The sequence below is a fragment of the Enterococcus sp. NPDC086594 genome, from assembly GCF_044746145.1.
Taxonomy (GTDB): domain Bacteria; phylum Bacillota; class Bacilli; order Lactobacillales; family Enterococcaceae; genus Enterococcus_D; species Enterococcus_D entomosocium.
Genome location: NZ_JBIVBP010000001.1, coordinates 596257 through 621358 on the forward strand (window position 1 = coordinate 596257; position 25102 = coordinate 621358).

Genomic DNA, 25102 nt, shown 5'->3' on the forward strand with positions numbered 1-25102 from the left:
ATCGCTCTGATTCTAGCCAAATTTCTGAAAGAGAATTATAGAAGGATTCTCCTAGCTGATCCGTCATCGACGCTGGTTTCTCAATTTAGCAATAAAGCGAAAAAGCGGATTCTACGCTTTTTTCGGTCTTTTCGTCATTTCCCAAACAGCTTCTGCTGCTAATTTCCCAGAAGTCAATGCCCAGGCATTATTGGCACCTGATGGAGAGTCTGACCCCATGACGCCTCCCACAACTTCACCTGCAACATAGAGCCCTTTAATGGGCTGGTTTTGCTGATTCAAAACTTGCAACGAACGATTGACCGCTAACCCACCTAGCGTAGTCGCAAACCGAGGCTTTTGTTCGATAAGATAATAGGGACCTGCACCAATCGGTTCTTGCAAGTATTCAGGTGCACGGTGAAACTCTTCGTCGCTTCCTTGCGCTACCCAGTAGTTAAAATTATCCACTGTTTCGATCAGTTGTTCTACAGGCATCTGCGCTTTGATGGCTAACTGTTCTAACGTGGCAGCTTTAAGAATACGAGGTGTGGCCTTTCCTTCTTGCGCAATCCAACAAGCCAGCTCTTCACTGGTGATTCCGCCTTCTGCTACGCCTTGGCTGAAATGCTCAAAGTGTTTGCCGTCTAGCAATAAATAAAGCATTGGCGAGCGTTGTCTTAATAATGCTTCTAATACTAGCTTATTGCTAGCTCGCTCATTTACTACCCGCTTTCCAAATTGATTCACTAGAATACCGTTTTCTTTCAACACGATCAGATTGCCACCAATCGTTGATTTCGCCACCCCTTGAGAAATTTCCAATCCATTGGGATAGATTTTTCCTTGATCCATCGCTCGCGTTTGTGCCTTTAAAGCAGGGATGGTTGCCATCAACAGACCATCGCCGGTGGCAGATTTTGGTCCATAATACAAAATTTGCTTGAATCTTTCCTTGAGTAAGGAGGCATTATTCCCATAGCCACCGGTTGTCATAATGACTGTTGAGGCATAGATCATATGAGTTTTCCCTGATTCTTCGACGGCTTTAACGCCTATGACATTATTTTGATCATCTACTAGTAGCTGTTGGGCTTTCGTTTGGAGCAAGACCTGAACCGCACTATTCTGTAGTGTTTTACGGACGGTTTGGGCAAATCCAGCGCCGCCCCCTTGATAAGCAAGTTCGCGATTTTTTTGATATTCTGGTAGGACGTGCAGCCCTTGCTCCATATCGTAGGCTACACCTAAGTATTCATGGACCCAATCTGTGGTTTCTCCTACGTTCTCAGCGAAAAGGGTCAAAAGGTTTCGATCGTTCAGCCCATTCCCGTTTTCCAGAAAATCAGCCACCATTGCTGTCGGTGTATCATCTTTTACACCAGCAATCTGTTGTAGTTTCGAACCAGTCACGATTTGGTTTCCACCACTAATAGAGATCGCTCCGCCCACAAAACTTAATTTTTCCAGTAAGATGACCTTTCGTTCTAACTGATCCGCTCGCAATGCAGCAGCAAGCCCAGCAGCGCCTGAGCCAATGATCACTACATCAACTGCTTCTTCAACCACTTCTTCTGACCAAGCCACGACTGGCTTTGGCCGTGCTTTGAGGACCTCTACATCGGCGCCTGCAAGTTTTACCGCTTCTTCCACCCCTGCGATCACCCCTTGACTGGAAGCAGAAGCACCAGAAACAGCATCGACATTCAGCGTTTGTCCTTCAATGATCTGTGCCGGAATTCTCGTAAAGACTAAATCAGATAAACCTTCAGATTCATTGCCTTTATCAATCGTAATCTTTTCAATCGTTTCCTTTGAAAAAGTCACTTGCATTTCAATCGGACTATTGTGTCCTTGGGCTTGTACAAGATATGTCCCTGGTTGGTAAGCGACTTTCCGCTTTTGGAGTTCTTTCAAGCGTTCATGCTTTTGTTTCTCCTCTTCTGGATCAATGACCATATCTTCCATAAACTGCCACAATGGTGTTGGGATTTTCAACTCACTTTGCGCATGACTAAGAGCAAAATGACGAACAACTTTCTTCTCGGCGATCATCTGAACCCAATTAGGTTCGACTAAAAATCCTTTCCCGATGGCAAGCAAATCGTAGCCAATTTTCAGTGCTGCTTCTGCGTCTTCTCGTTGCAAGATAGAGCCCACTCCTATAATCGGAATAGTCGAAAGTTCAGGCGAACGCATTGTTAAAAACTTCACAATCAATGGCTCGCTGCTCTCGTTATCAATAATAGAACTTCGATGATAGGTTCCCATTGAAAAATGAAGGTACTCTGGCTTGCTTTTCGCTAGTTGATTCAACAAGTACATCGTTTCTTCAAAACAAATACCAGGCTTTTCCATTTCTTCTGGCGAAAAACGATAACCGATAACAAAGTCTTCAACCGATTCTTCTTGACGGACCCGCTGTACTTCTTTTAATACGGCTAATGGAAAGTGCGCTCTTTTTTCCAGACTGCCTCCCCAATGGTCGTTTCTGTGATTTGAATGGGGCGAGAAAAATTGTTGGATCAAAAAGGTATTCGCACCATGTATCTCCACACCATCGTAACCAGCTTTGATCGCACGCCTAGTCGCGTCTCCAAATCGTTGAATCATCGTTAGGATCTCATCATTACTCATTTCTTTCGGAACAGGTGCGTTTGGTCGTAACGCTGCGACGGGACTTGCGCAAATCGGTTGTACTCCACCATTGTACTCAGGCCATGCCATTCGTCCAGCATGATAAATTTGCAGGATCGCTTTCGAGCCTTTTTCTTTGATGGCTTTTGCTAATCTAGTGAGCCCAGCAATTTTCTTGTCTGTATCTACCCCGAGTGCTCCCGGAAACCCACGCCCATGTTCTTCGATAAAGCAGCTTTCTACGATCACTGCCGCAGCTGCACCGGCACGACAGCGATAGTATTCAATGATCTCTTCCGTTATTTCACCATCGTAAAAAGCAGATTGAGTTGTCATAGGTGCCATAACGAGTCGATTTTTAAGTTCAACGCTAGAAGATAGTTTGATCGGTTCAAATAATTCTTTTTTCATAAAAATCAGTTCCTTTCAAATAGCTTGCTTCGTCAGACCGCATGTATTAAGGCATCACGAAATACACCCATCTTTTTCGGACAAGTCGAAAAGATGAGTGTCTCCCCTGTTCAGTTATTACTTACTTCATTTCCCCATTTATTTTTGGTTTTCCGGCCGAGAATTGATGGCATACTGTTTACGCCCACCAGGTTTTGGTACTTGATCCCCCATCATGATCCCAAAACCGCCTTCAACACGTAATTCGTGCCCGTTCGTATAATCGGAACGTTCGCTGGCTAAGTAAAGGACTGCATTAGCAATGTCTTGCACATCGCCGATTCGCTTATTGGCAGTTAAACGTTTCCGCCCCTCTTCAACTTCTGGGTCTGCATAAAAGCTTGCGGATAAAGGTGTCTTCACAAAGCATGGCAAGACACAATTGCTGCGAAGGCCGTACTGCCCCCACTCTGCAGCCATTTGTTTCGACATCATATTAACTCCAGCCTTACTTGGGCTATACGCACCAGAATATGTTTCAGGGCTGATTGAGGCGATCGTTGAGACATGCACCATCCGCCCTGATTTTTGTGCGATCATCACTCGCCCGATTCTTTGAGAAACCAAGAAGTAGCCGTTTAAGTTGACGTCGATCACTTGTTTCCATTCTTCAAATGGTAGATCTTCAAGCAATGAAAATTTCAAAATAGCCGCTGTGTTTACCAAAACATCAATGCGGCCAAAATCTTCTTTGACCTTTTCTGCCAATGCATCTACCTGCTCTTCGATCGTCGAATTGCAGACATAACTGTTTACTTTCACACCGAATTGATCTGCTAGCTGTACAGCATAGTTGGCAAGGTTTTCCTCATGCAAATCAACTAATGCAAGTTGTGCGCCTTGATCAGCAAAGTCCTGTGCGATTTTTTTCCCCATACCACCTAAAGCGCCAGTAATAACTACGACTTCATTCTTAAGATTCAACCAAGATTGCTCCATCATTTATACCACCTCTAATATTGTTATATTCTTCACTAACAATATACCTTGATATGAGCAGAGAAACTAATTCTTTTTTTCCATTGATCAATAGCTTCTGTGAATGGTTTGTTCCTTTAACGCAGTCATAACGAGCGCTTGAGCGAGCTCAGGATTTTTACAATAGATTATGCAGCTAGCAAGCAATGTAGGGGAATTTTCCAGCTGATAAAACGTCTGTACAAAAGATGCAGCAGCGATCTCACTCAAGGAATAGAGACGTGCCTGTTTTTTCAAAAAACCTATCTGATAGTGCAGTTGTCTTTGAATGGTCCAGAGATTTTTACGATATTCCAATACATGAAACACTTCATGCATGAAAACCAATTCCGTAAGTGTCGTCGCAGGAAGTAATCGGCTTAATTGCTGTGCTTCGATAAAATGCTGCGCTTGCGCCAAGAAATTGCGATCAATCATAATATGATCTGTTTTTTTATAGACAGCAAAGGTATAGCGCTCCTGTTGCGCTTGCGCTTCAGGCAGTTCATTGATCTTTAATGAATCAATGATTCCTTGCAATTCTTGAGGATGCTCTCGATACCAGCGGGCTTCTTGCTTACCTATGCTTTCAGCAGTTTCAATAAAGGACTCTGCCTGCGCAGGATCAACTTTGGCGTGAAGGGGGTCTTGTTTGAACAGCTGCAGGTGAGGATTGGTTGCTTGAGACCATAGGTGTAAAAAATGTTGGCAAAATTCTTCTACTTTCACGGATCTCATTCCTTCCTTGGCCTACTGCAAGCGGTTCGCAGCAATAATAATAATCTCTTCTGTACCAATCAGCTGACTTAATTCAATATCGATCAACATCATCAATTGGATATAATCTGTCGAACTAAAATCAAAGAGACGCGGTCCAGCACAAATATAAAAATCTGGCCGGATGACTAGATCACTTTGGTAGTTCGCCATACTTTCCCAAAGACGAGCGATTTGTTCACTATAACTTTGGATCGTCGTTTTCACGACATCTGCATGGTCTCTTTGCACGCGAATAAAGCCTCGATGATCAATGACACAAACACGATCGCCTTTTTTTGTCGCTGCGCCATAAACATAAAAATGTTCACTTGTAGCACAAGAAACCACGTTTTCTTTAGCAACTTGCAGCTCAGCATAGGCAATGTCTTGCGCTTCTTCACGGTTAATTTGGTTTTGACGCTCAGCGGCTTGAGCAGCTGTGGTACCGGAGGCTCGCGCAGTAATTTTTTGCGTCTGAGGATCGATTTCAATATAGACTTCAATACTATCAGGCGTTGCCCCACTCTCGATCGCCAAAGTAGCTGCTTCTTGCTTGATTGCTGCAATATCCGCTTTTGTTGGATTCGGGACAATTCGTTCCACCACGTCTTGAACGACGGATAACGCCACACCGATCGATGAAATCACTTCAGCATTTTCAGGTATTTTATAATTCAACGACAATTGTTTCGCTGCATGTTTGATCAGTGAAGAGACGCCTCCTCCTACACCTACTAAAGTCATTTGGTTAGGCTCTAATTGATACTTGCGGGCAAAAGATTGAATCACAGGTGCTATTTTTTGGACTGCTTGATCCAATATTTGCTGTGCGACATCCTCCACCGTCGTTTCTAAGTACTTCGCTAAAGGCTGCATGGCTTTTCTGGCCGAATGGGCATTGCCATAGGAAAAATCATCCTTTGTGACATATCCTAAGACATTCGCTGCACAAGAATTCGTGATCGTAATTCGTTTCCCGTTAGCAAGTTTGATTGCAACATAATCTGCTGGGTCACCTTCTTTTGGTGCATAAAGCTCCAATTCTGGTGCAACGATCTCTTCTTCTGGCAGATACGTACTATATTCTAACCCAGCGATATGGGCACTTCTTGGGCCGACGTCTATCACGCCTTTTTTGTTCACTCGAACCATACTGCCGCCAGCCACACCTAGGACGCGAACATCTAATGAATTGACATACGTCTTATGACCTGCAATCTCTGAGTAATCGATGACTGGCCGACCATTTTTGATCACGCCAAGATTCGTAGAAGTTCCCCCTACTTCAAAATAAATACCGTTCGACGTTCGCAGATACATCAATGCTCCCATCACGCTGGCTGCTGGACCAGAAAGCATCGTTAGCACCGGTCGTTTTTTCATTTCAACAATGTCCATCAACCCGCCATCGCCCCGCATGATCATCAGTGGTACATCCACACCTGCTTGGCGAACACTATTTTCTGTTGAATTTGCCGTTTCCAGCATCGTTGGCAAAATCGATGCATTGATTGCTGCGGTACGGGTTCTCCGGGATAACCCATATAGTTTGGTCATCTCCGACGCCAAGGTTACTTCGATGCCCTTTCGTTTGGCTACTTCAGCGATCCTTTCTTCTGTTTGTAAATCATCTACACCAAAAGCTGCTGAAGTCACGATGACCTGAGTTTGTGCCTGTTGCAGTTCTGCTAATGCCGCTTCGATTGTTGCTTCTGAAAGCTCTTTTTTAGGAATAAAGCGAGCAACGACTTCAATACTTCTTCCCGTACCTAAATCAATGTCTTTTAATGCCGTTTGCCACTTTGCCAGCCAACCTTCGACGCCGCCCTTTGCTGTACTGATAATGCCGACCTTCGCTACATCTCCTTCTAAGAGTGCATTGGTGGCTTGGGTTGTGCTGTGAGCGACAAAGACCACTTCATCTGGCTGGATCTGATTTTCGGCTAAACACTTAATAAAAGAGGCCACTACACCTTCTGCAACCCCTTGCTCACTTTTGTGGGTCGTTTTTACAGATGACTTTCCAAGCACCTCTTGCGTGTCATTGTTGATTGCGACAGCTTTCGTATGAGTTCCACCCACATCAATGCCAATTCGGACACTTCTTCTCATTTTTTTCACCTACTTTTTTAAATCGGGCTATATAACAGGAACGTCGCAATTTCAAGAACCAGCGAAATGACGACTCCTGGTAAAAAAGCAACCTTCATGTAATCTTTCGTATTGATATTATTGAAGCCTAATCCCCAAGCATTCCAAGAAATGGTCAAATCAAAATGACCCATACCGATCATATTAGAAATGAACAACGGATATAAAAACGTCACAGGATAATTGGTTTGATTGCTGATTACTGCTAATAACGCTGCCCCACAACCAATCAAAGAAAGTGGCCCGCGAAACCAGGTCAAGGGAGCTAAAAAACCAAAAAGCAAACAAAGCGCTAAGGGATGCGTCGGAATGATTCCTCCTAGCAATGATTCAAAATAAGGTGCAGCGAAGGTTGCAGCTGCATTGAACATCGCAAGGGTCATCCAAAAGGCAACTAAGGTCGCAGTATCTTTGACCCCATCTGCAAAAATACGTGTCAAAATCTGAGAATCTTTTCTAAACCCATCCTTTAAAACACCACAAATCCACAAGGCATAAAGACTCGCACCAATAAAACAAAAGATCACTGGAAATTGAAAGATGATGACTCCTACGACCGGTATAAAAGGGGTAAGTAACGCCAAACTAGGAACGTCTTTAACTTTCGGTTCTTCTCCAACCGCCCAAGCATAGGTCAAACTTTCTACTCTCAAATACCCAATAGCAAAAATCGAAGAAACCAGAATCATCACAAAGAAAGCCAATAATCCAAACGAAAAATAATCATTATAGGTGTAATCAACCCCACCATTCACATTGCCAAAAAAGGCTTGATACTGTGTGAAATTGATTGGATTTAAGAAAACACCTGCTGCAACGGAAGCCGAAAAACTAAAGAATGCCACGACTTTAGGAATACCAATCGAAAATAAAATTGGCAATACGATCACGGCGATCGCGATGACAGATCCGGCACCTGACATGGATGAAAAGATAAAGCCGGTAATCAAATTGACAATTACTAGAATAATCGCTGGGCTATCCCCACCTAGTTCCACACTCTTACGAATGATAGTTGCCGCAATGCCCGTTTCCAACAAGATCCTACCAAAGAAGGCTCCTACAAAAATATTCATTTGTGAAGCCCCCCAGCGTTCTGGCGCCTGTTGATAGACCTGTGCCAGCATCTCGGTAAAAGGGAGGTTTTCAAATGCCGGATTGGGTGAAATGACATTCCCTATAAGCGGCAACAACACCCATAATGTTGCCATAACGATAAAACCAATCATCAGGTTATATCCTTTGATACAATAAAAAACCATGCCACCAAATGACACTACTAGTAATAAGCCAATCAAGCTATCCATTCTTCTTCTCCTCCATACAAATTACGCCGTTTGAACCTGCAGCCAGATACGCGAAAGCCGCCGTTTAACAAAAGCGAAAAAGGAGGAAGTGGTTGGCCACTATCCTCCAGGACGTTTAGTCCTTTAATTTATCAAATGCGCTGTAGCCAAATACTCTTTTGTGTTGCAGTAACAAATAAACCATCATGACGATCGCTAAAACCGCAGCTGCGAGTAATAAGCCCATCATAATAAAAATCGCTTGCGTTTCTCCTACTGACCGAGTCATGGAAGCAACGATGTAAGGTAAAAAGGTACTTGCTAAGCCCATCCAAGTATAGTAGATCCCGGTATTTCGACCTTTTGGTCCAGGGCAAAACATTTGTCGTACCCCTAGCCCAGTTTGCAACGCCCCTCCGGCAGCAAAGAAACCCAAGAAGGCGATACTGATGTAAATCACTACGACATGTTGGATCACTAATACCATCCCTAACGCAAGAGCGATGAATACCGTATCAATAAACAAGACTTTTAAGGGATTCCAACGCAATTTCCCCATCATTACTGCCCAAAACAAAACAGCCACCATTGAGCCAAAAGTATAGATCGATGTTAGCCCTGCTGACTGCATCTCAGTCAAACCAGCATTCGTCAAACCAAACGCTTTGGTATACTGTTGAGCACCGTACATGATGAACATACAGATGAAACCAAAGAACATTGTGAAGAAGTTAACGACCATATTCGGCTTAACAAGCATTCTGGCCTTCATTGCCGCAATTTCTTCTTGAACCGCATTCGTTTCTTTTCCATCAACGGTTGCCGCTTTTTCTTTCATCATGTCATCATAGGCGAATGGCGCGATAGCTGCTAAAATCGTGCAGACGATCGATAGGACTAATGGAATAATAATCCCCATCGACTGATTCCCAGACCCGATGAAATTTACCACAAGTAAGGGATAGATAACCCCTGACAAAGAAACAAAAAACTTGATCCCAATCATTGCTGAAGCCGCATATTTCGGTGCTGCTTCTTGAGAAGCGGGATACAATGCAGCATCCCAGAAACCAGAAGTCGCCACCCCTGCGATAAAGGCACAGACAGACGCGATCACCATATTCGTCGTCAGTAACAGACCTAAAAAGCATAGCGTATACAAAACAGCCCCCATGACCGCCATTTTTTTGCGTCCCACTTTATCCGAAATTTCTCCACCGATCCAGACGGTCAAAAATTTTCCTAATCCGGTCGCAGTGATGGCCAACGATACCGCAGCGGCTCCTGCAGAAGCATCGGTATAGCCCCATTTATCCGAAAAATAAGTCGCATTTTGGCTTAAAATAATGGCTTGGATCCCATGAGTGAAATAACACATATAGACAGTTGCCAGTGACAAAATATACTTTTTTGCTCTCATTTGTACGCTCCTTATAAAAGAACATCCAGCTTTCCTACGAAAATTTCCCTGTGGGTATTTCGTAGGAAAGGGATACTCGGTCCCTAGTTAGTTTGCTCTGACAGGCAGTTCCTTGCCAGTAAACAGTTTAAAGGCGGCTTTTCCTTGTCCCACCAGCATTCCTTTTCCACCCACGGTCTTACAACCTTTTGCGCTGGCATCTTTCAATAACTGGGTCATTGGTGGGTTATAGATCGCATCAGCCACCGTCAAATCTGCATGCAGTACCTCTGTGTCTGCAATCGGTGTCGCTGTATTTCCTTCACCCATTCCAACAGTCGTTGCATTCACTAAACAATCGGCTCCTTTTATTTTTTCAGCAAGTAACGCTTGATCCGTCAGATCATAAATATCAATTACTAGATCAGGGTAATATTCTTTGATACGGGCAACGGTCTCTTTGCCTTTTTCATAAAATGCATCTTTGATGTTGAAAATTGCAATGGAGGCTGCGCCTTCGATCGCCAATTGGACTTGGATCGCGGTGGCTGCTCCACCAGCTCCGATCACAACAAATTTTTGATCTTTCATTTTTACATCGTGTGCTTGCAGATTATCAACAAAGCCGACACCATCGGTAATATGGCCGACGAGCTTGCCTTCATCATTGACGATAGTATTGATAGCACCAACCATTTTTGCAGCGGGGGTCAATTCATCCATGTATTCTGCCGCTGCCGTCTTGCAAGGCATCGTGACATTTCCACTCATTTTGAAGGTTCGAAATGCCTCGATCGCCTGGGCGACTTGGTCTTCTTTAATGTCAAAAGCTAAATAAACTGCATCGATATCAAGCTGGTCAAAGCCATAATTATACATGGCTGGCGAACCAGAATGCCCAACAGGTGTACCGATCAATCCTAAGAGCTTCGTTTTTCCCGAAATTTTTTTGCTCATCGTATTTCCTCTTTTCTATTTGATTTTTTTTTACGCAAGCAATTCTGGCCATGCGTTTTGGATCACTTCAATACTGGTTTTGTAATTTTGCTCTGCTGCTTTTTGATAGCCTTGACTTAAAATCGGATCAGAAATCACTTCCGTGCCTACAACACGAGGCTTGATGCCGTGTGCTTTTAGTGCCCGTAAGAAGCCTTCGGCATCACCCCATCCTGTTCCTGGACATAAGCGATCGTGCATCGACTCATCCCGTAAGATCGTATCAGGATATCGTCTTTCTAAAACATCACAAATTTGGATCGAAACAACTTTCTCCGCTGGGACCCCTTCCAAGTCAGCTGCTGTCATGTTGGCTCTAGCCCAGTGCCATGTATCTAGGATCAGCATCCCATTTTCACAATCTGCCTCTTTGACAATATTCCACGCACTAGCTAGATCAGGAACACCGCTATAAGGCATGAATTCTAACCCAATGACTAATTCTTTTGCTCGTGTACATAGTTCTTTAAAGGCTTGGATATGAACCTCTGCTGGGTATTTTTCCATTAAGCCACAATTGATGTGCCCAACACCAAACAAACGTGCCATATGATAGATCGTTTGCTCTTTAAATTGTTGCAGCAGTGTTTCCGGTGTTTCCATCGTTTTATTTGGATCAGCCCACAAGGTGATATATTCGACCTCGGTTACTTTCATGTCATGTTCTGCAAGAATTTCAAGCATCCGCTCATCAGAATAGCCTTGCTTCACAGCAAGCATATAGGTCTCCGCACGTAAACCGATCCCGTCGTATCCTGCCTCTTTCGCGATCTTCACTCTGTCTTCAAAATTAATCTCTGTCCCTAATGTGTAAGAGCTAATCGTCAATGGAATGTTTCTCATGTTATTTCCCCCTTTAAAAGTCTGTAAACAACTACTACTTGGTTTACAGCTGGAAATAAAAACACGAACTAAAAAGCGGCCGCAGTAATTGTGCTTTTATTCACAATGTTTATTACCGTTATTATAGCTTTTCCCTCTCCGTACTTCTAATTGTTTTTTCTTTATGGATCTATAGATAAAAGATATAAGTCTTGTGATATACTGATAAAAAAAGAAGGATTTTAGAGGAGGTTTCTATGAATCTTCAGCATTTAAAATATTTTGATATCCTTGCTAGAGAAGAACACTATACACGTTCGAGTAAATTGCTCAACATCACACAACCAAGTCTCAGTAATGCCATTTCACTTTTAGAAGATGAGCTAGGTGTACAACTCTTTGAAAAAAACGGACGAAATGTGATCCTAACCAAGCCTGGAAAAATTTTCCATGAACATGTTATACGAACGTTAGAAAACTTAGATTCGGGTATCGATACAGTAACAAAAATCAGCAAAGGCTTTGGGCATATCAGCTTTGCTTTTTTGCAAGTCCTCGGTACATCTTACGTACCAAAAATCACTAAACAATTTCTTGAAGCAAATCCTGAAAAAAAGATTCAATTTGAATTTCACTCAGATAGCGTCAGTACCGAAACAGTCCAAGGACTAAAAACCTTGCGCTATGATCTCGGTATTTGTTCCTACATCACCAATGAACCAACCATTGAATTCGTCCCGATTGCAAGTCAAGAACTTGTCGTGATCACCGCGTTGGATCATCCTCTCGCACAATTTGATGAAGTCTCTTTGGACGACTTAGCAGAATATCCCCAGATTATTTTCAGCAAAAAAAGTGCCTTACGTGAAATCATCGATGACCTTTATCAGCGTAACAACGTCAGCTATCAAGTAGCCTACGAAGTCAAGATCGATCAAGTGATCGCTGGACTAGTCAGTCAAGGATTGGGGATTGCTATCATTCCCAATATGACGATGCTTGACTCTTTGCCCCTTAAGCGAATCAAACTTAATGGCATCAGTTGGGAGCGATACTTTTATTTAGCCTACAATAAAGAGACTTACTTACCACCTGTAGTCAGCAATTTCAAAGAATTTATTTTGGCCCATGCAAATCCGAAACAGATCGTTTATTGAGTGACTGGGTGGGTGAAAAACAAAGCTTTAGAAAATAGGAATAAAACTATGTTCCCGCCTTTTTTTGGCGTTTTCACTTAATAAAAAACAGACATTCATTAATGGAATGTCTGTTTTTTATTGCTTATTCTCTTGTTCTTTTTCTCATGACGAATAATTAAAAGAGCTATACTCACCGCACGTTTCGCAGATATAGTAATAATTGCGCTTCTTCTTATTGTAGAGTTTCAACTTCTTCCCATTTTTACAACTCTTGCATTCTTCTAATTCCGTCAAGGTTTTATAATAAAACAACTCACTGATCATCTCTGGATAAAAATGTGCAAGAAGCTCAATCAGTTTTTTTCTATCAACCAACAGTAGATTATCACCGGCTATTTCTAATGCTTGATCTGTAAAAAAATGTGTAGTGATGAAAAGCCCATTGGGAAACCCTTTGTCTGGAAAAATCCCTTTAAATGCGGCAACGAGTGGCTTACTGATCCGCTCCGTTGTTTTTTGCGGATTCCAGGCTTTACATTGGACCGCTATTGCCTTTTTATTATTAGAAAAAGCATACACATCAATACCACCATCTTTGTAACCATCGATGTTTTGGACGGTATATCCCATCTTTTGTAAAATACATTCAGCAATATAATTCAAATCCTCTGATTTACAGGTTTCTAATTGAGCCACAATCTTTTTCAATTTTTTCGGGTATGTACGTTCATTATGGTTGCTTAGTTCTGGGAAATTAATGACTTCCTTCTTTTTCTTAAATGAAAACATGTCTCTTCCTTTCTTGATTGTTTTGGATGTGATTCGTTAAAGCATAGCAAGTGAGTGGTCTTTAATTATGTAGAATAGAAACTGGTTCTTAAAGAGAGAACTATCTACTTTTCTCAATAAAAATCGTGTGAACTCGATAAAATAAGTCAAAAATAAGAAACTTATAACGGAATATTATTAATTTAATGATAATTTTATTCAAGATAAATGTCAATTGAAGTTTGAATATTCAATAATAATCGATGATTAAATCAAACCACTCTTGATCATTGCTCCATTTCGAAAATTACTAGATAGGATTCGTTACAGTGCTAATTTCCACATTCTTGCCTACAGATTTATTGATTCCTTTTACTTTGTTTGTAACAGATTCTGAATGGTTTCTTTCGGTTTAGCAGTTGAGTGTCTATTACCTATAAAAACAAAAAAGGTTTCCCTCGTAAAAGGGAAACCTCAGAAATGTTATCGAAACAACATTTACATTTATTTGTCTTATTCTGCAGCGTTGTTGTCTTTGAGACCGTATTTTTTGTTGAAACGGTCCACACGTCCGTCTGCTTGTGTGAATTTTTGACGTCCAGTGTAGAATGGATGTGAATCAGAAGTTACTTCGACACGGATCAATGGATACGTGTTGCCGTCTTCCCACTCAACAGTTTCTTGAGAATTCTTTGTAGAACCTGATAAGAATTTGAAACCAGTAGTTGAGTCCATGAATACAACTGGATGATAATCTGGATGGATATCTTGTTTCATTTCTTCTTCTCTCCTTTGCCCTGGCTCATTTGCTTCACCAGAGTTGATTTGTCGATTTTACAACATGACTATCTTACCATGTTTGGATTTTAGATGCAATTATCTTTTTATATTTCTTTTTGGCCGCTTGTCTCCGAAATGGACATCATGAAAAGCCGCTAAAAACTCTTCATTCTTTTTCGTTTTGCGCAAGAATTGAATGAATTGTTCTGTGAACTCCAAGGAATCCCCCAACATGTTGTTGCGTAAGCGCCAAGTTTCTTCCAATTGTTCACTGCTCATCAGCAATTCTTCTTTACGGGTACCAGATTTCTTGATGTCGATCGCTGGGAAGACCCGGCGTTCTGCGAGGCTGCGAGAAAGCTGCAGCTCCATATTGCCGGTTCCTTTAAACTCTTCATAGATGACATCATCCATGCGGCTGCCGGTATCTACCAAAGCTGTGGCAAGGATCGTCAAACTACCGCCTTCTTCAATATTGCGGGCAGCGCCAAAGAATTTCTTCGGTTTGTACAAAGCAGCTGGATCGATCCCGCCGCTTAGTGTACGTCCGCTTGGAGGAACGACTAAGTTATAAGCTCTCGCCAAACGAGTGATACTATCCATCAAAATCACGACATCACGCTTGTCTTCCACCAAGCGCATCGCCCGTTCTAGTACCAATTCTGAAACACGGGTATGATTGCTAGGCTGTAGGTCAAAGGTTGAAGAAACCACGTCACCCTTGACACTACGTTCTAGATCAGTTACTTCTTCTGGACGCTCGTCGATCAAAAGTACGATCAATTCCACCTCAGGATAGTTGTCCGTAATCCCATTGGCAATTTCTTTCAATATACTGGTTTTCCCAGCTTTAGGCGGGGCAACGATCAGTCCCCGTTGACCAAAACCCACTGGCGCCAGCATATCGATCATCCGAGTCGAAAGACGTCCTGACGTTGTTTCTAATTTTAAATGACGGTTCGGATAAAGGGGCGTCAGCGCTGGAAAATGCGGGCGCTCTTTGGCATCTTCTGGATCTTTGCCGTTAACAGACTCAACGTGCATCAATCCATAATAGCGTTCAGATTCCTTAGGCGGGCGCGCCTTACCGGCGACTTTATCGCCATTACGCAAACTAAACCGACGAATCTGTGAAGAAGAAATATAGATATCTTCTGCACTCGGTCCATAGTTGATTGGACGTAAAAAACCATAGCCTTCTTGGCCTACGATATCCAAGATTCCTTCCATATAAAAGAAGCCTTGTTTTTCCGCCTGCGCCCGTATCACAGCCAATGACAATTCTTTTTTATTCATTTGGCTGTAATAAGGAATTCGAAACTCTTTGGCAAAGGTGTAGATCTCTTTTAAGGTTTTGTTTTCCAACTCTGCCATCGTAAGATAATCGCTCATAATTACTCCTCTATCATTTGAATATCAGCTCCAAGAGCCGTTAGTTTTTCGATGATATGATCATAGCCGCGCAAAATGTACTCGACATTAAAGACGCTAGTCGTGCCAGTCGCCATCAATCCGGCAATAACTAGACAAGCCCCTGCCCGCAAATCAGAAGCGACAACTTCTGCTCCGTGCAATTGGCTCGGTCCGCTGACAAAAATCATGTTGCCTTCTGTCGTTGCTTGTGCGCCCATCCGTGCTAATTCAGGAATATGGTTGACCCGTTTGGCGTAAATCGTGTCCATAATCTCCGATGTTCCCTTTGCTTTTAGCAATAATGGTGTGATCGGCTGTTGCAGGTCTGTGGCAAATCCCGGATAAGGATAAGTTTTCACAGTCGCTGGTTTCAACTCTTTTGAGGGATGCACATAGATTTCATCTTCGCTAATATCCATTCGCACACCGATTTCTTCCAATTTCGCAATGTAGCTTTCTAGATGCTCATAAATCACATTTTTGACTGTAATGCCTTCACCCGCTGCTGCGGCTAAAGAAAGATAGGTTCCTGCTTCGATTCGGTCTGGAATAATAGAATGACGACAACCGTGCAGTTCTTCCACACCTTCGATACGAATTTCATTGGTACCTGCACCTCTGATTTTCGCTCCCATATTATTTAAAAGGGTCGCGACATCAATGATCTCAGGTTCCCGTGCAGCATTTTCAATGATCGTTTTACCTTTGGCTCTTACTGCTGCCAGCATTACATTGATTGTTGCTCCGATGGAGACCATATCTAAGAAAATCCGTTCGCCAGTCAAGCCTTCTTCTTCGGTACGCAAATACATGGCGCCATGCTCGTTGGTGACTTTTGCGCCAAGTGCTTCGAAGCCTTTGATATGCAAATCGATTGGTCGCGGGCCTAAGAAACAGCCGCCAGGCAACCCAACGACGCCTTCACCAAACTTCGCCAATAATGCCCCCATGAAATAATACGAAGCCCGTAGACTATTGATTTTTCCGTTAGGCATCGGGATCGAAACGATATTGGTTGGATCGATCTCTAGCGTATTGTTTTCAAAATGGGTCTTCACGCCCATGATTTCGATAATCTCAATTAATGAGTGCACATCTTGGATGTCGGGCACTCCTTCTAAAATGACCGGTGAATCAGCTAAGATCGCTGCCGGGATCAATGCGACTGCACTGTTTTTTGCGCCGCTAATGGTGACTTCACCTTTTAAGGGACGATTGCCGTTGATGACAATTTTTTTCATGGAATTCCACCTATACTCTTTTTTAATTTATGTGTATCATTCCAATTTTAGCACAGATCACTCAAAGAAAAAAGATGCAGGATATTTTATAAGTCAAAATAAGAAAACAAGTTTTTTAGTCTTTTAAATGAGTTTATCACACGCTTGTTTTAAGAATATTGATAAATCGGCAGAACTTCGATACACTTATTAAAAAACAGCAGATTTTTTCAGAAAATGAACGCATTAAGGAGAAGAATAAATGATTGAAGTAAAAAATTTGGTGAAGGATTATGGCAAAGTTTTAGGCGCTGACCATATCTCACTGTCGGCACCCCCCGGTCAATTAACTGTTTTGCTAGGGGCAAACGGGGCTGGAAAATCAACAACGATCAAAAGCATCATCGGATTATTAAAGTTTAAAGGAGAAGTCACCATTTGTGGTCATGATAACCTCAGCGTTGAAGCGAAACGGCTTTTTGCTTATATTCCTGAAACGCCTGTGCTTTTCGAACTATTAACGATACAAGAGCATATTGATTATATCGGCAATGCCTATAATTTACCAAATTACCAAGAGACGGCTGCTTATTACCTCAAATCGTTTCAACTTGACCACAAAAGAAAAACGATCGCCAAAGAGCTTTCTAAAGGTATGCGGCAGAAAGTCTCAATGATTCTTGCGCTAATGACGGAACCGAAGGCACTGCTGGTCGATGAGCCGATGATGGGTCTTGATCCAACAAGTATTCAAGAAACATTGAATATCCTGGCTTCCCTGAAAGAAAAAGGAACTAGCATTTTATTGAGCACGCATATCATTGATATGATCGATGATATTTGGGATAGTGCCTATATTTTAAAAGATGGAAAAGTGGTAGCTGAAACAAAAAAATCAACCCAAGAGGAACCCTTGAAAGAGCTGTTCTTTCGCGTCACTCAATCGCATATAGTTGAACAGGGAGGGGTTCTTGAAACAGATGAAATCATTAATTAACTTAACCTTTTTAAAAGCTAAAGGATTGGTACGGTACTATTTCAGCAGACCGCTTTCTGCTATCATCCTAATCATTGCATTGTTTTTTTTGCTCTTTCCGGTTGCCGGCATCTTTTTTTCTGGTCAAGAGAACTTCATGTCCATCCAGCAAATCGCCATCACCAATCTGAGCGTCTCAGCAATTGCGTCAGGCTTTCTGATAATCAGTTTATTTTCAAAGAAGCAAGCACTCTTTTATCAAGTAGATGCACATTTCCTATTTATCGGACCCTATTCGACTAAACAGATCCTTGGTTATGCGATTCTCTTTAGCCTCTCCCAAAGTGTGACAGTTGCATTAGGAATAATTTTCTTCCTTTGCGTGATTTTAGGACAACTGTTTTCACTTTCTTTTGTCTATCTTCTCTACTTGTTTTGGAGTACGCTCTTGTTCTTCTTTTTTTGGGAATTGGTTACAGGAATTTGGTACATCAATGAATTGATTCGCGAAAGAAAAACGTATTATCGCCTATTGTTAGCATCAGCTGCGTTACTTGGTATCTTAGGCTTTGTTGGCTTCAACTACTTTACAACGAATCATTTATTAGAAGCGCTTCTTTCTCTGACGAACCAGCCCTTCTTTTATTTTGTTCCAATCATTGGTTGGGGGAAATGGCTGATGGATGGCTACTCCAGTCAAAGTCTCTCCCACCTTCTTCTTAGCAATGGTTTTTATCTTTTGAGCTGTCTGTTGTTAAGCGTGCGTTTATGTACACTCAAAGGCTATTTCTTTGAACAAGCGATTCAGGATTCTGAAGAAGCGAGCGAAATGCTGCAAGAGGCGCTGGAAGGAAAAACACACGACTCAACGAAGGTCAGTGATGCTTCTGTTTCTTATCGTAAATTAGCAGGCGCTTCATTATCGAAACATATTCTATTGATGAAGAAGAAAAAAAGAATCCTTTCAACCAACGAACGGATGACTTTAGGTTCCTTACTCCTCCTTACATTTGTTTTCAAAGATATTTATGCGATGGCAGGAATTATTTGGCTTACATTGCTTAGTTTAGTCAAGGATACCGGCGTAGAAGAAGAAATGAAAAATATCTATATTTATATGATTCCAGATTCTTCTGCCAAAAAGTTATTCTATACCATGCTGATCCCTTTTCTAAAGGCTGGAATGATCATTGTTCTACCGCTTGTTTCGCTATTAATCTTTTTCGATCCTTCATTCTTCTTATGGCTAAATGTTACGCTTGTCTTGTTCTCTTTTTTGCTAGTCTTTTTTGTAGGCAATCTGCTTTCACTTCGTTGGTTGAAAGACCGTAACAATCTTTTAACACAAAGCCTGATCCGCTATCTAGTAATGCTTGCGGCGTGCGTGCCCCTTGTACTGATTATAGGAGGGATGTATTTCCTTCATCCAGAATTACTGAGAAATATCGGTTTGCTTGCCAGTATTGTTACCATCTGTAATTTGCTAATAGCAAGTATTGGTGGCTATTTCTGTTTGGATCTACTTAATGGCAATGGGCTTTATTCGGAATAACATACGTGATAATATAATTTACTCGACATCTTATCTACAACAAAAAAACCGCTGGAAAATATGCTTTCCAGCGGTTTTCGTTCATTATAAGATTAAGCTTTACCAGCTGAACCGAACCAGTCGATGTGTTCTTCTGCATCTTTAACGATTGCAGCAACACCTGGTGCTAATAATTTACGAGGGTCGAATCCTTTGCCTTCTTTATCTTTGCCAGCTTCGATGTATTCACGAGTTGCTTTAGCAAATGATAATTGGAATTCAGTATTTACGTTTACTTTAGAAACACCCATTGAGATTGCTTTTTCGATTTGGTCTTGAGGAATACCAGAACCACCGTGTAATACTAATGGTACATCAGAACCTACTGCATCAGCGATTGCTTGTAAGTGGTCAAAAGCAAGGCCTTTCCAGTTTTCAGGGTATTGACCGTGAATGTTACCAATTCCGCAAGCTAGGTAATCAATACCAGTTGCAACCATTTGTTTACATTCTTCGATGTCAGCTAATTCGCCAGAACCGATGATTCCATCTTCTTCTCCGCCGATTGAACCAACTTCACACTCAACAGAAACGCCTTTTGCGTGTGCTTTTTCGACAACTTCTTTAGCCAATTTCAAGTTTTCTTCAAATGGTAAGTGAGAGCCATCAAACATAACAGAAGTGTAACCAACTTCGATACATTCCATTGCTGCATCGTAATCACCATGGTCTAAGTGGATTGCAACTGGAACAGTGATGTTCATTGAATCAACCAAGTTTGTAACGATGTCTTTAGCAACTTTGTATCCGCCCATATATTTGGCAGCACCCATTGAAGTTTGGATTAGAACTGGCGCTTTTTTCGCTTCAGCAGCTTTTAAAATCGCTTGTGTCCATTCTAAGTTGTTTGTGTTGAATCCGCCGACTGCATATCCGCCTTGACGAGCAGCTTTTAAGAATTCAGCTCCTGATACTACTGGCATAAAAAATTCCTCCTAAGTTTTGAAAAACTTTATTTGTTAAGCAATGCTTAACCGACAATGCTATTTTAGCAAAGATTTGCGGTATTTGCTACTAAAAAGAGGAATTTCTCTTTTCAAAAAAAGATTGCACAAATATAAAAATCCAGCATTTTCATCATCTTTTCTGAAAGTCTACGATTCTGTAAGGTTTTTCTCTTCTGTCTACGGTCGTTAGATAACAAATCGGCATGTGAAAATTCGAGAAAAATTTCACATATTTTTTCGTTATTTTATCATAATCTTCCAGCAAATCCTTTCCTCTTCTCTTTTGAGCATAAGAATAGCCTTGTGAAAGCGGCTATATTATTATGTAAAAAAGGAGGGATAAAATGAAAAAAGCGCTTATTGGATTTTTGGCAGTCATCGGAGTTCTTTTCTTGGCAAGCTGTAGCTCGGGGGCCAAGGAAGAAACCAAAACATTCACAATGGATCAAAATGGGGTTTCGATGGAACTGGTCTTCACTTATGAAGGCGATAAAGTAAAAACTCAGACTGCGAACAATGTCATGCCTTATTCAGCGATCGGGGTAACGACTAAAGAAGAAGCACAAACCGTGCTTGATCCGATCGCTAAGAAGTATCAGCAAGTCAAAGGGTTGGACTATTCCCTCGACTATACAGATAGTGAAGCGACTGAATCCTTGACCATCAATTATGATGAGTTGGATTATGATTCAGCGAAACAATTGCCTGGGGTTAGTTTCGAAGGAAACACTGAAAATGGGATCAGCATGGAACGTACAGAGGAAATGCTCTTGGATCAAGGGTATAAATTAAAAGAATAATCCTCTCTATGCACCAGCAAATCAACATGGGTTTCCCGCTGGCGGATTTCATTCGAACTGTTAGCGAAAAAAATAATGCATCAGCCAGAAACTTCCGGTCGCTTTGACGGAAGTTTTTTTGTGTGCAAAAAGGGATAGCTTCTACCAACGCTCAAGCAAGTTTCAACCTTTTACGGATTACTGGGATCGCACAACTCAAAAAAACTCCCCATCTTGAGATGAGGAGTTTCGCACATTCATTGCTTGATTTTGCCGCTAGCGATTATTATGCTTGGCGGTTGTCTAATGAAGCTCCAACAAAGGCTTTGATCAAGCGTTGTGGGCGAGTTGGACGAGAAATCAATTCTGGGTGGAATTGGCAACCCACGAAGAATTTGTTTTCTGGGATCTCAACGATCTCAACCAAACGATTGTCTGGTGACACACCTGAGAAAACCATCCCGTTTGCTTCAAAGATTTCACGGTATTTGTTGTTGAATTCATAACGATGACGGTGACGTTCTTGAACAACTTCCTCCCCATCATAAGCTGCAGCTGTTTTGGTGCCTTTTTTCACTTTACATGGATACAAGCCTAAACGCAATGTTCCACCTAAGTTTTCGATGTTTTCTTGGTCAGCCATCAAGTCAATGATGTTGTTGGCTGTTTCAGGATCTGTTTCTGCGGAATTGGCATTTTCCAAGCCAACGACATTGCGGGCATATTCCACACAAGCCATTTGCATCCCTAGACAAATCCCTAAGAATGGCACATCGTTTTCCCGAGCATATCGGATCGCTTCGATTTTTCCTTCAATCCCGCGATCACCGAATCCACCAGGAACAAGAATACCGTCTACTTCACCTAAGTAAGAATCCACGTTTTCTCGTGTGATTTCTTGGGCTTTGATCCAATCGATCTCGATGTCTGCATCAAAGGCAAAACCAGAATGTTTCAAGGCTTCGACAACTGATAGATAAGCATCTGGCAATTCCACATATTTTCCAACTAACGCGATGCGTACTTTTTTCTTCAAATTCAGCACCTTTTCTTCCAATGCTTGCCATTCAGTCATGTCAGCAACTGGTGCAGTCAGTTTCAAATGATCACACACGATTTGATCCATGCCTTGCGCTTGCAGTGCCAATGGGATCGAATACAGGGTCTCAACGTCACGAGATTCGATCACGGCTTCTGGTGCCACGTCACAGAATTGTGCCAATTTGTTTTTTGTTGATTGTCCTACAGGTTGTTCTGTCCGAACGACCAAGATATTTGGTTGAATCCCTAAGCCGCGCAGTTCCTTCACACTATGTTGGGTCGGCTTTGTTTTCATTTCGCCTGCTGCTTTCAAATAAGGAATCAGCGTCGTATGGATGTACATCACGTTGTCCGCACCTACGTCTGCCTTCATTTGACGCAAAGCTTCTAGAAACGGCAATGATTCAATATCCCCTACTGTTCCGCCGACTTCTGTGATGATCACATCTGAATCAGTCATTTTGGCTGCCCGCATGATTTTTTCTTTGATCTCGTTGGTGATGTGCGGGATCACTTGAACAGTCGCGCCTAAGTATTCTCCTTTACGCTCTTTCCGCAAAACTTCTGAATAGATTTTTCCAGTTGTTACATTTGAGTATTTGTTCAAATTGATATCGATAAAGCGTTCATAGTGACCTAAGTCTAAGTCGGTCTCTGCTCCATCATCGGTTACGAATACTTCACCATGTTGATATGGGCTCATCGTTCCTGGATCGACGTTGATGTACGGATCGAATTTTTGAATGGTTACTTTCAAGCCACGATTTTTCAACAAACGTCCTAATGATGCTGCTACGATCCCTTTACCAATAGAAGAAACCACACCGCCGGTTACAAAAATATATTTTGTCATAAACTGAAAAACTCCTTTAATCTATTTTACAGGAAAAGCATTTAGAAAATAATAAAAGCTCCCTATCCATAAATGAATAGGGAGCGAAAATTCTAAATCACTTTCTGACTCTTGTAAAGAGTGCCCAAACAGAATGATACATTCTCACCTCACAAATGTCAAGAAAACTTTATCTGATTTTTTCAGAAAAAACGGAGGTTTCCAAACGAAGCGCTTTACGCTTCGATGCAGCTGGTTCCTCCTTTTTCACGCCGGCATTCTAAGGTTACTCTTTCTTAAACAACCTTCATGTTTTCTGCACAACTTTTTGCAATTTTTTCATTGCTTCTTACGAAATCGTTGAACTCTCTTTGGCATAATACAAAGTGTAGATGAAGTCTGGCGCTTTACTCGTTTTGGTAAAAATGATCGGAACGTATTTCTGGTTATTTTTGGCAAAGACGAGGTGCAGGTTCGATTCCTGCCTTCTACGCTAGTGATGCGGTTGAAAGAGGGATCTGAGAATCAATAGTAGTAATCCTTAGACTATTGTTTCACCAATGAAACAAAATCAACGTTCGTCCAAGCATTTTCTGAAGCCTTGCTGTAAACCCCGATTTCACAAACACCTGTTGTAATTGGAATGTCTTTGATTGTAATTTTTGTCCATTCACTTGTTTTATCAACCGCAGTATTTAGTTCCGCTCCACCATAATTTTTGATATATAACTGATTGGTATCAAACTCTCCCCCAGACATTACATAGGCACTCAATGTGTAAGTTCCATCGCTTATTCCACTAACATTTTGATAAGCTGATGCCTCGTAAGCTTGATCCTGCCAAAAAGTTAATTTGTAGTCTCCAAAAAAAGTCCCTGCTTCCGTTTTGATCGTACCTTCAGCTGTTCCTTGTTGAAACCACGTTTGCCAATCAGAAGGACTGGTCGTTGGTCCATCGCTCTCGAAACTTGCATTTTTAACCAGATTTGTTTGCGCCCCTGCTTGTTTAAACGCACGCAAGCTTGGCAAGGCGTTTCCAGCAAAATCAAACATCGCCTGGTTGTCCCATTCGTTTCCCATAGTAGATTGAACACCGAGATAATTCATACCTGCTTGTGTTGCCCAACTCACGTTTCCGTTGTACCAAAGAGGTTCCCAGTAAAAGAAGCCCGCCCCGCGATCATTCGGCACCGCTTGAATACGATCGGCCAGATCCAGCAAATACTCTGCTTGTCCTGTCGGTGTTGGTTCATATCCCCCCGCCGCTGCTTCGGCTTCGCCAAAAGCATTTGGCATAGTATCTGCATTCGCTATTGTATGCCCATAAGCTGTTTCAACTACGATCACTTCTTTGCCATACCGTTGGCTGATCGTATTCATATTGGTTTGAAGTTCATTCATTGAACCGTGCCAATACGGATAATACGATACTCCAATTAAATCAAATGACACTCCCCGACTGGTGATTTCATCAAACCACCAAGTAAATGCTCCTGTATCGCCACCATCAGCTAAATGGAGCATTACTGGAGTTGTTTTAGGTTGAGTGTCTCGAACAGCTTGGACACCAGACTTCAAAAAAGTAGCCAATCGATCAAACTCTCCCCCATCTTCTCCCCAAGACTTGCCATAAGGCCAGAGCATTCCACTATTCAGTTCATTGCCGATCTGAACCATATCAGGATAAACGTCTAGCTGCTTCATTTCCGACAGAACATTCTTTGTATAGTCATACAATGCCGTATTCATTTCTTCAAAGGTCAAATCTTGCCACGCTTTAGGAACATTCTGTTTCCCAGGATCAACCCAAAAATCACTGTAATGGAAATCTAGCAACACTTTGAGTCCAAGACTTTTTGCTCGTTTTGCAAGGGCAATCGTCGTTTCCAGATCATTTGTCCCTGCCCCATAACTTTCTCCGTTACTATTATAAGGATCCTGCCACAAACGCAGTCGAACATAGTTGACACCATTATTTTTTAGAATCTCTAAGGCATCTTTTGAAAAACCATCTTCATAATATTTTGCACCAGATTTTTCCATATCTGACAGGATTGAAATATCTGCTCCGCGAATAAATTCGCTGGCAGATACTTCAACTGTTTTTGAAACAGCCCCCAAAGTCCCTATCACAGCTGCAAATAAAGCGGCTTTACGCAACCAAGCTCCCTTTTTCATTA

19 protein-coding genes are annotated in these 25102 nt (G+C 41.9%); 4 read left to right on the plus strand and 15 right to left on the minus strand.

Annotated elements, in window-relative coordinates; translation table 11 throughout:
• Nucleotides 1-111 precede the first annotated feature (111 nt).
• The 8 genes from ACIPK1_RS02740 to ACIPK1_RS02775 all read right to left on the minus strand — a co-directional run bounded on the left by ACIPK1_RS02740 (nt 112) and on the right by ACIPK1_RS02775 (nt 11457).
• Nucleotides 112-3027, minus strand: coding sequence for an NADH-dependent flavin oxidoreductase (locus ACIPK1_RS02740; RefSeq protein WP_301388872.1), 2916 nt, complete (start codon nt 3025-3027; stop codon nt 112-114).
• Between the two features lie 138 nt (nt 3028-3165).
• Entirely contained in the window at nt 3166-4005 is an 840-nt protein-coding gene (locus tag ACIPK1_RS02745; protein WP_061053223.1) for an SDR family NAD(P)-dependent oxidoreductase, read from the minus strand.
• Between the two features lie 87 nt (nt 4006-4092).
• Nucleotides 4093-4761, minus strand: coding sequence for a hypothetical protein (locus ACIPK1_RS02750; RefSeq protein ID WP_301388869.1), 669 nt, complete (start codon nt 4759-4761; stop codon nt 4093-4095).
• Between the two features lie 12 nt (nt 4762-4773).
• Nucleotides 4774-6894 (minus strand): hydantoinase/oxoprolinase family protein, encoded by a 2121-nt coding sequence (locus ACIPK1_RS02755; protein ID WP_400449875.1) that lies wholly within the window; start codon nt 6892-6894, stop codon nt 4774-4776.
• A gap of 17 nt (nt 6895-6911) precedes the next feature.
• Entirely contained in the window at nt 6912-8240 is a 1329-nt protein-coding gene (locus ACIPK1_RS02760) for a citrate transporter (RefSeq protein ID WP_301388866.1), read from the minus strand.
• A 115-nt stretch (nt 8241-8355) separates the two neighbouring features.
• Entirely contained in the window at nt 8356-9639 is a 1284-nt protein-coding gene (locus ACIPK1_RS02765; protein ID WP_016621680.1) for an MFS transporter, read from the minus strand.
• A gap of 87 nt (nt 9640-9726) precedes the next feature.
• Entirely contained in the window at nt 9727-10575 is an 849-nt protein-coding gene (gene aroE / locus ACIPK1_RS02770) for a shikimate dehydrogenase (protein ID WP_016621681.1), read from the minus strand.
• A gap of 30 nt (nt 10576-10605) precedes the next feature.
• Nucleotides 10606-11457 carry a sugar phosphate isomerase/epimerase gene (locus tag ACIPK1_RS02775; protein ID WP_301388864.1) on the minus strand — a complete coding sequence of 284 codons (852 nt, stop codon included), beginning with the start codon at nt 11455-11457 and terminating at the stop codon, nt 10606-10608.
• Nucleotides 11458-11693: 236 nt separating this feature from the next.
• Between ACIPK1_RS02775 and ACIPK1_RS02780 the strand changes: the two genes are divergently transcribed.
• Entirely contained in the window at nt 11694-12593 is a 900-nt protein-coding gene (locus ACIPK1_RS02780; RefSeq protein ID WP_005234023.1) for a LysR family transcriptional regulator, read from the plus strand.
• Between the two features lie 144 nt (nt 12594-12737).
• Here the strand turns inward: ACIPK1_RS02780 and ACIPK1_RS02785 are convergent, their stop codons facing one another.
• The 4 genes from ACIPK1_RS02785 to ACIPK1_RS02800 all read right to left on the minus strand — a co-directional run bounded on the left by ACIPK1_RS02785 (nt 12738) and on the right by ACIPK1_RS02800 (nt 16777).
• Nucleotides 12738-13364, minus strand: a complete 627-nt coding sequence (locus ACIPK1_RS02785) for a restriction endonuclease (protein WP_016621684.1) — start codon at nt 13362-13364, stop codon at nt 12738-12740.
• A 492-nt stretch (nt 13365-13856) separates the two neighbouring features.
• Nucleotides 13857-14120: a type B 50S ribosomal protein L31 gene (locus ACIPK1_RS02790; RefSeq protein WP_008380527.1), complete on the minus strand. Its 264-nt coding sequence runs from the start codon at nt 14118-14120 to the stop codon at nt 13857-13859.
• Nucleotides 14121-14219: 99 nt separating this feature from the next.
• Nucleotides 14220-15515 (minus strand): transcription termination factor Rho, encoded by a 1296-nt coding sequence (rho, locus tag ACIPK1_RS02795; RefSeq protein WP_005233978.1) that lies wholly within the window; start codon nt 15513-15515, stop codon nt 14220-14222.
• A gap of 2 nt (nt 15516-15517) precedes the next feature.
• Nucleotides 15518-16777: a UDP-N-acetylglucosamine 1-carboxyvinyltransferase gene (locus ACIPK1_RS02800; RefSeq protein WP_005233977.1), complete on the minus strand. Its 1260-nt coding sequence runs from the start codon at nt 16775-16777 to the stop codon at nt 15518-15520.
• Nucleotides 16778-17018: 241 nt separating this feature from the next.
• Here ACIPK1_RS02800 and ACIPK1_RS02805 point away from each other — a divergent pair, with 241 nt between their 5' ends.
• Both ACIPK1_RS02805 and ACIPK1_RS02810 read left to right on the plus strand, forming a co-directional pair.
• A complete protein-coding gene (locus ACIPK1_RS02805) occupies nt 17019-17753 on the plus strand; it encodes an ABC transporter ATP-binding protein (RefSeq protein WP_016621686.1) in 735 nt (244 codons plus the stop codon).
• Entirely contained in the window at nt 17737-19284 is a 1548-nt protein-coding gene (locus ACIPK1_RS02810; RefSeq protein ID WP_244732423.1) for a putative ABC exporter domain-containing protein, read from the plus strand. The genes ACIPK1_RS02805 and ACIPK1_RS02810 overlap by 17 nt, the downstream gene beginning before the upstream one ends.
• A gap of 92 nt (nt 19285-19376) precedes the next feature.
• Here ACIPK1_RS02810 and ACIPK1_RS02815 read toward each other — a convergent pair whose 3' ends face one another.
• Nucleotides 19377-20246 carry a class II fructose-bisphosphate aldolase gene (locus tag ACIPK1_RS02815; RefSeq protein WP_005228297.1) on the minus strand — a complete coding sequence of 290 codons (870 nt, stop codon included), beginning with the start codon at nt 20244-20246 and terminating at the stop codon, nt 19377-19379.
• Nucleotides 20247-20614: 368 nt separating this feature from the next.
• Here ACIPK1_RS02815 and ACIPK1_RS02820 point away from each other — a divergent pair, with 368 nt between their 5' ends.
• Nucleotides 20615-21070: a YehR family lipoprotein gene (locus tag ACIPK1_RS02820; RefSeq protein ID WP_005228292.1), complete on the plus strand. Its 456-nt coding sequence runs from the start codon at nt 20615-20617 to the stop codon at nt 21068-21070.
• A 265-nt stretch (nt 21071-21335) separates the two neighbouring features.
• Here the strand turns inward: ACIPK1_RS02820 and ACIPK1_RS02825 are convergent, their stop codons facing one another.
• Both ACIPK1_RS02825 and ACIPK1_RS02830 read right to left on the minus strand, forming a co-directional pair.
• Entirely contained in the window at nt 21336-22943 is a 1608-nt protein-coding gene (locus tag ACIPK1_RS02825) for a CTP synthase (RefSeq protein ID WP_008380521.1), read from the minus strand.
• Between the two features lie 525 nt (nt 22944-23468).
• A complete protein-coding gene (locus ACIPK1_RS02830) occupies nt 23469-25100 on the minus strand; it encodes a glycosyl hydrolase 53 family protein (protein WP_016621690.1) in 1632 nt (543 codons plus the stop codon).
• Between the last annotated feature and the right edge of the window lie 2 nt (nt 25101-25102).

What these genes read in the sequence shown, in the direction of transcription:
- ACIPK1_RS02750 (WP_301388869.1), bottom strand. Translation starts at nt 4,761, where the DNA reads ATGAGATCCGTGAAAGTAGAAGAATTTTGCCAACATTTTTTACACCTA.
- ACIPK1_RS02830 (WP_016621690.1), bottom strand. Translation starts at nt 25,100, where the DNA reads ATGAAAAAGGGAGCTTGGTTGCGTAAAGCCGCTTTATTTGCAGCTGTG.
- aroE (WP_016621681.1), bottom strand. Translation starts at nt 10,575, where the DNA reads ATGAGCAAAAAAATTTCGGGAAAAACGAAGCTCTTAGGATTGATCGGT.
- ACIPK1_RS02820 (WP_005228292.1), top strand. Translation starts at nt 20,615, where the DNA reads ATGAAAAAAGCGCTTATTGGATTTTTGGCAGTCATCGGAGTTCTTTTC.
- ACIPK1_RS02765 (WP_016621680.1), bottom strand. Translation starts at nt 9,639, where the DNA reads ATGAGAGCAAAAAAGTATATTTTGTCACTGGCAACTGTCTATATGTGT.
- ACIPK1_RS02755 (WP_400449875.1), bottom strand. Translation starts at nt 6,894, where the DNA reads ATGAGAAGAAGTGTCCGAATTGGCATTGATGTGGGTGGAACTCATACG.
- ACIPK1_RS02780 (WP_005234023.1), top strand. Translation starts at nt 11,694, where the DNA reads ATGAATCTTCAGCATTTAAAATATTTTGATATCCTTGCTAGAGAAGAA.
- ACIPK1_RS02740 (WP_301388872.1), bottom strand. Translation starts at nt 3,027, where the DNA reads ATGAAAAAAGAATTATTTGAACCGATCAAACTATCTTCTAGCGTTGAA.
- ACIPK1_RS02745 (WP_061053223.1), bottom strand. Translation starts at nt 4,005, where the DNA reads ATGGAGCAATCTTGGTTGAATCTTAAGAATGAAGTCGTAGTTATTACT.
- ACIPK1_RS02825 (WP_008380521.1), bottom strand. Translation starts at nt 22,943, where the DNA reads ATGACAAAATATATTTTTGTAACCGGCGGTGTGGTTTCTTCTATTGGT.
- ACIPK1_RS02785 (WP_016621684.1), bottom strand. Translation starts at nt 13,364, where the DNA reads ATGTTTTCATTTAAGAAAAAGAAGGAAGTCATTAATTTCCCAGAACTA.
- ACIPK1_RS02815 (WP_005228297.1), bottom strand. Translation starts at nt 20,246, where the DNA reads ATGCCAGTAGTATCAGGAGCTGAATTCTTAAAAGCTGCTCGTCAAGGC.
- ACIPK1_RS02805 (WP_016621686.1), top strand. Translation starts at nt 17,019, where the DNA reads ATGATTGAAGTAAAAAATTTGGTGAAGGATTATGGCAAAGTTTTAGGC.
- rho (WP_005233978.1), bottom strand. Translation starts at nt 15,515, where the DNA reads ATGAGCGATTATCTTACGATGGCAGAGTTGGAAAACAAAACCTTAAAA.
- ACIPK1_RS02800 (WP_005233977.1), bottom strand. Translation starts at nt 16,777, where the DNA reads ATGAAAAAAATTGTCATCAACGGCAATCGTCCCTTAAAAGGTGAAGTC.
- ACIPK1_RS02810 (WP_244732423.1), top strand. Translation starts at nt 17,737, where the DNA reads ATGAAATCATTAATTAACTTAACCTTTTTAAAAGCTAAAGGATTGGTA.
- ACIPK1_RS02760 (WP_301388866.1), bottom strand. Translation starts at nt 8,240, where the DNA reads ATGGATAGCTTGATTGGCTTATTACTAGTAGTGTCATTTGGTGGCATG.
- ACIPK1_RS02775 (WP_301388864.1), bottom strand. Translation starts at nt 11,457, where the DNA reads ATGAGAAACATTCCATTGACGATTAGCTCTTACACATTAGGGACAGAG.
- ACIPK1_RS02790 (WP_008380527.1), bottom strand. Translation starts at nt 14,120, where the DNA reads ATGAAACAAGATATCCATCCAGATTATCATCCAGTTGTATTCATGGAC.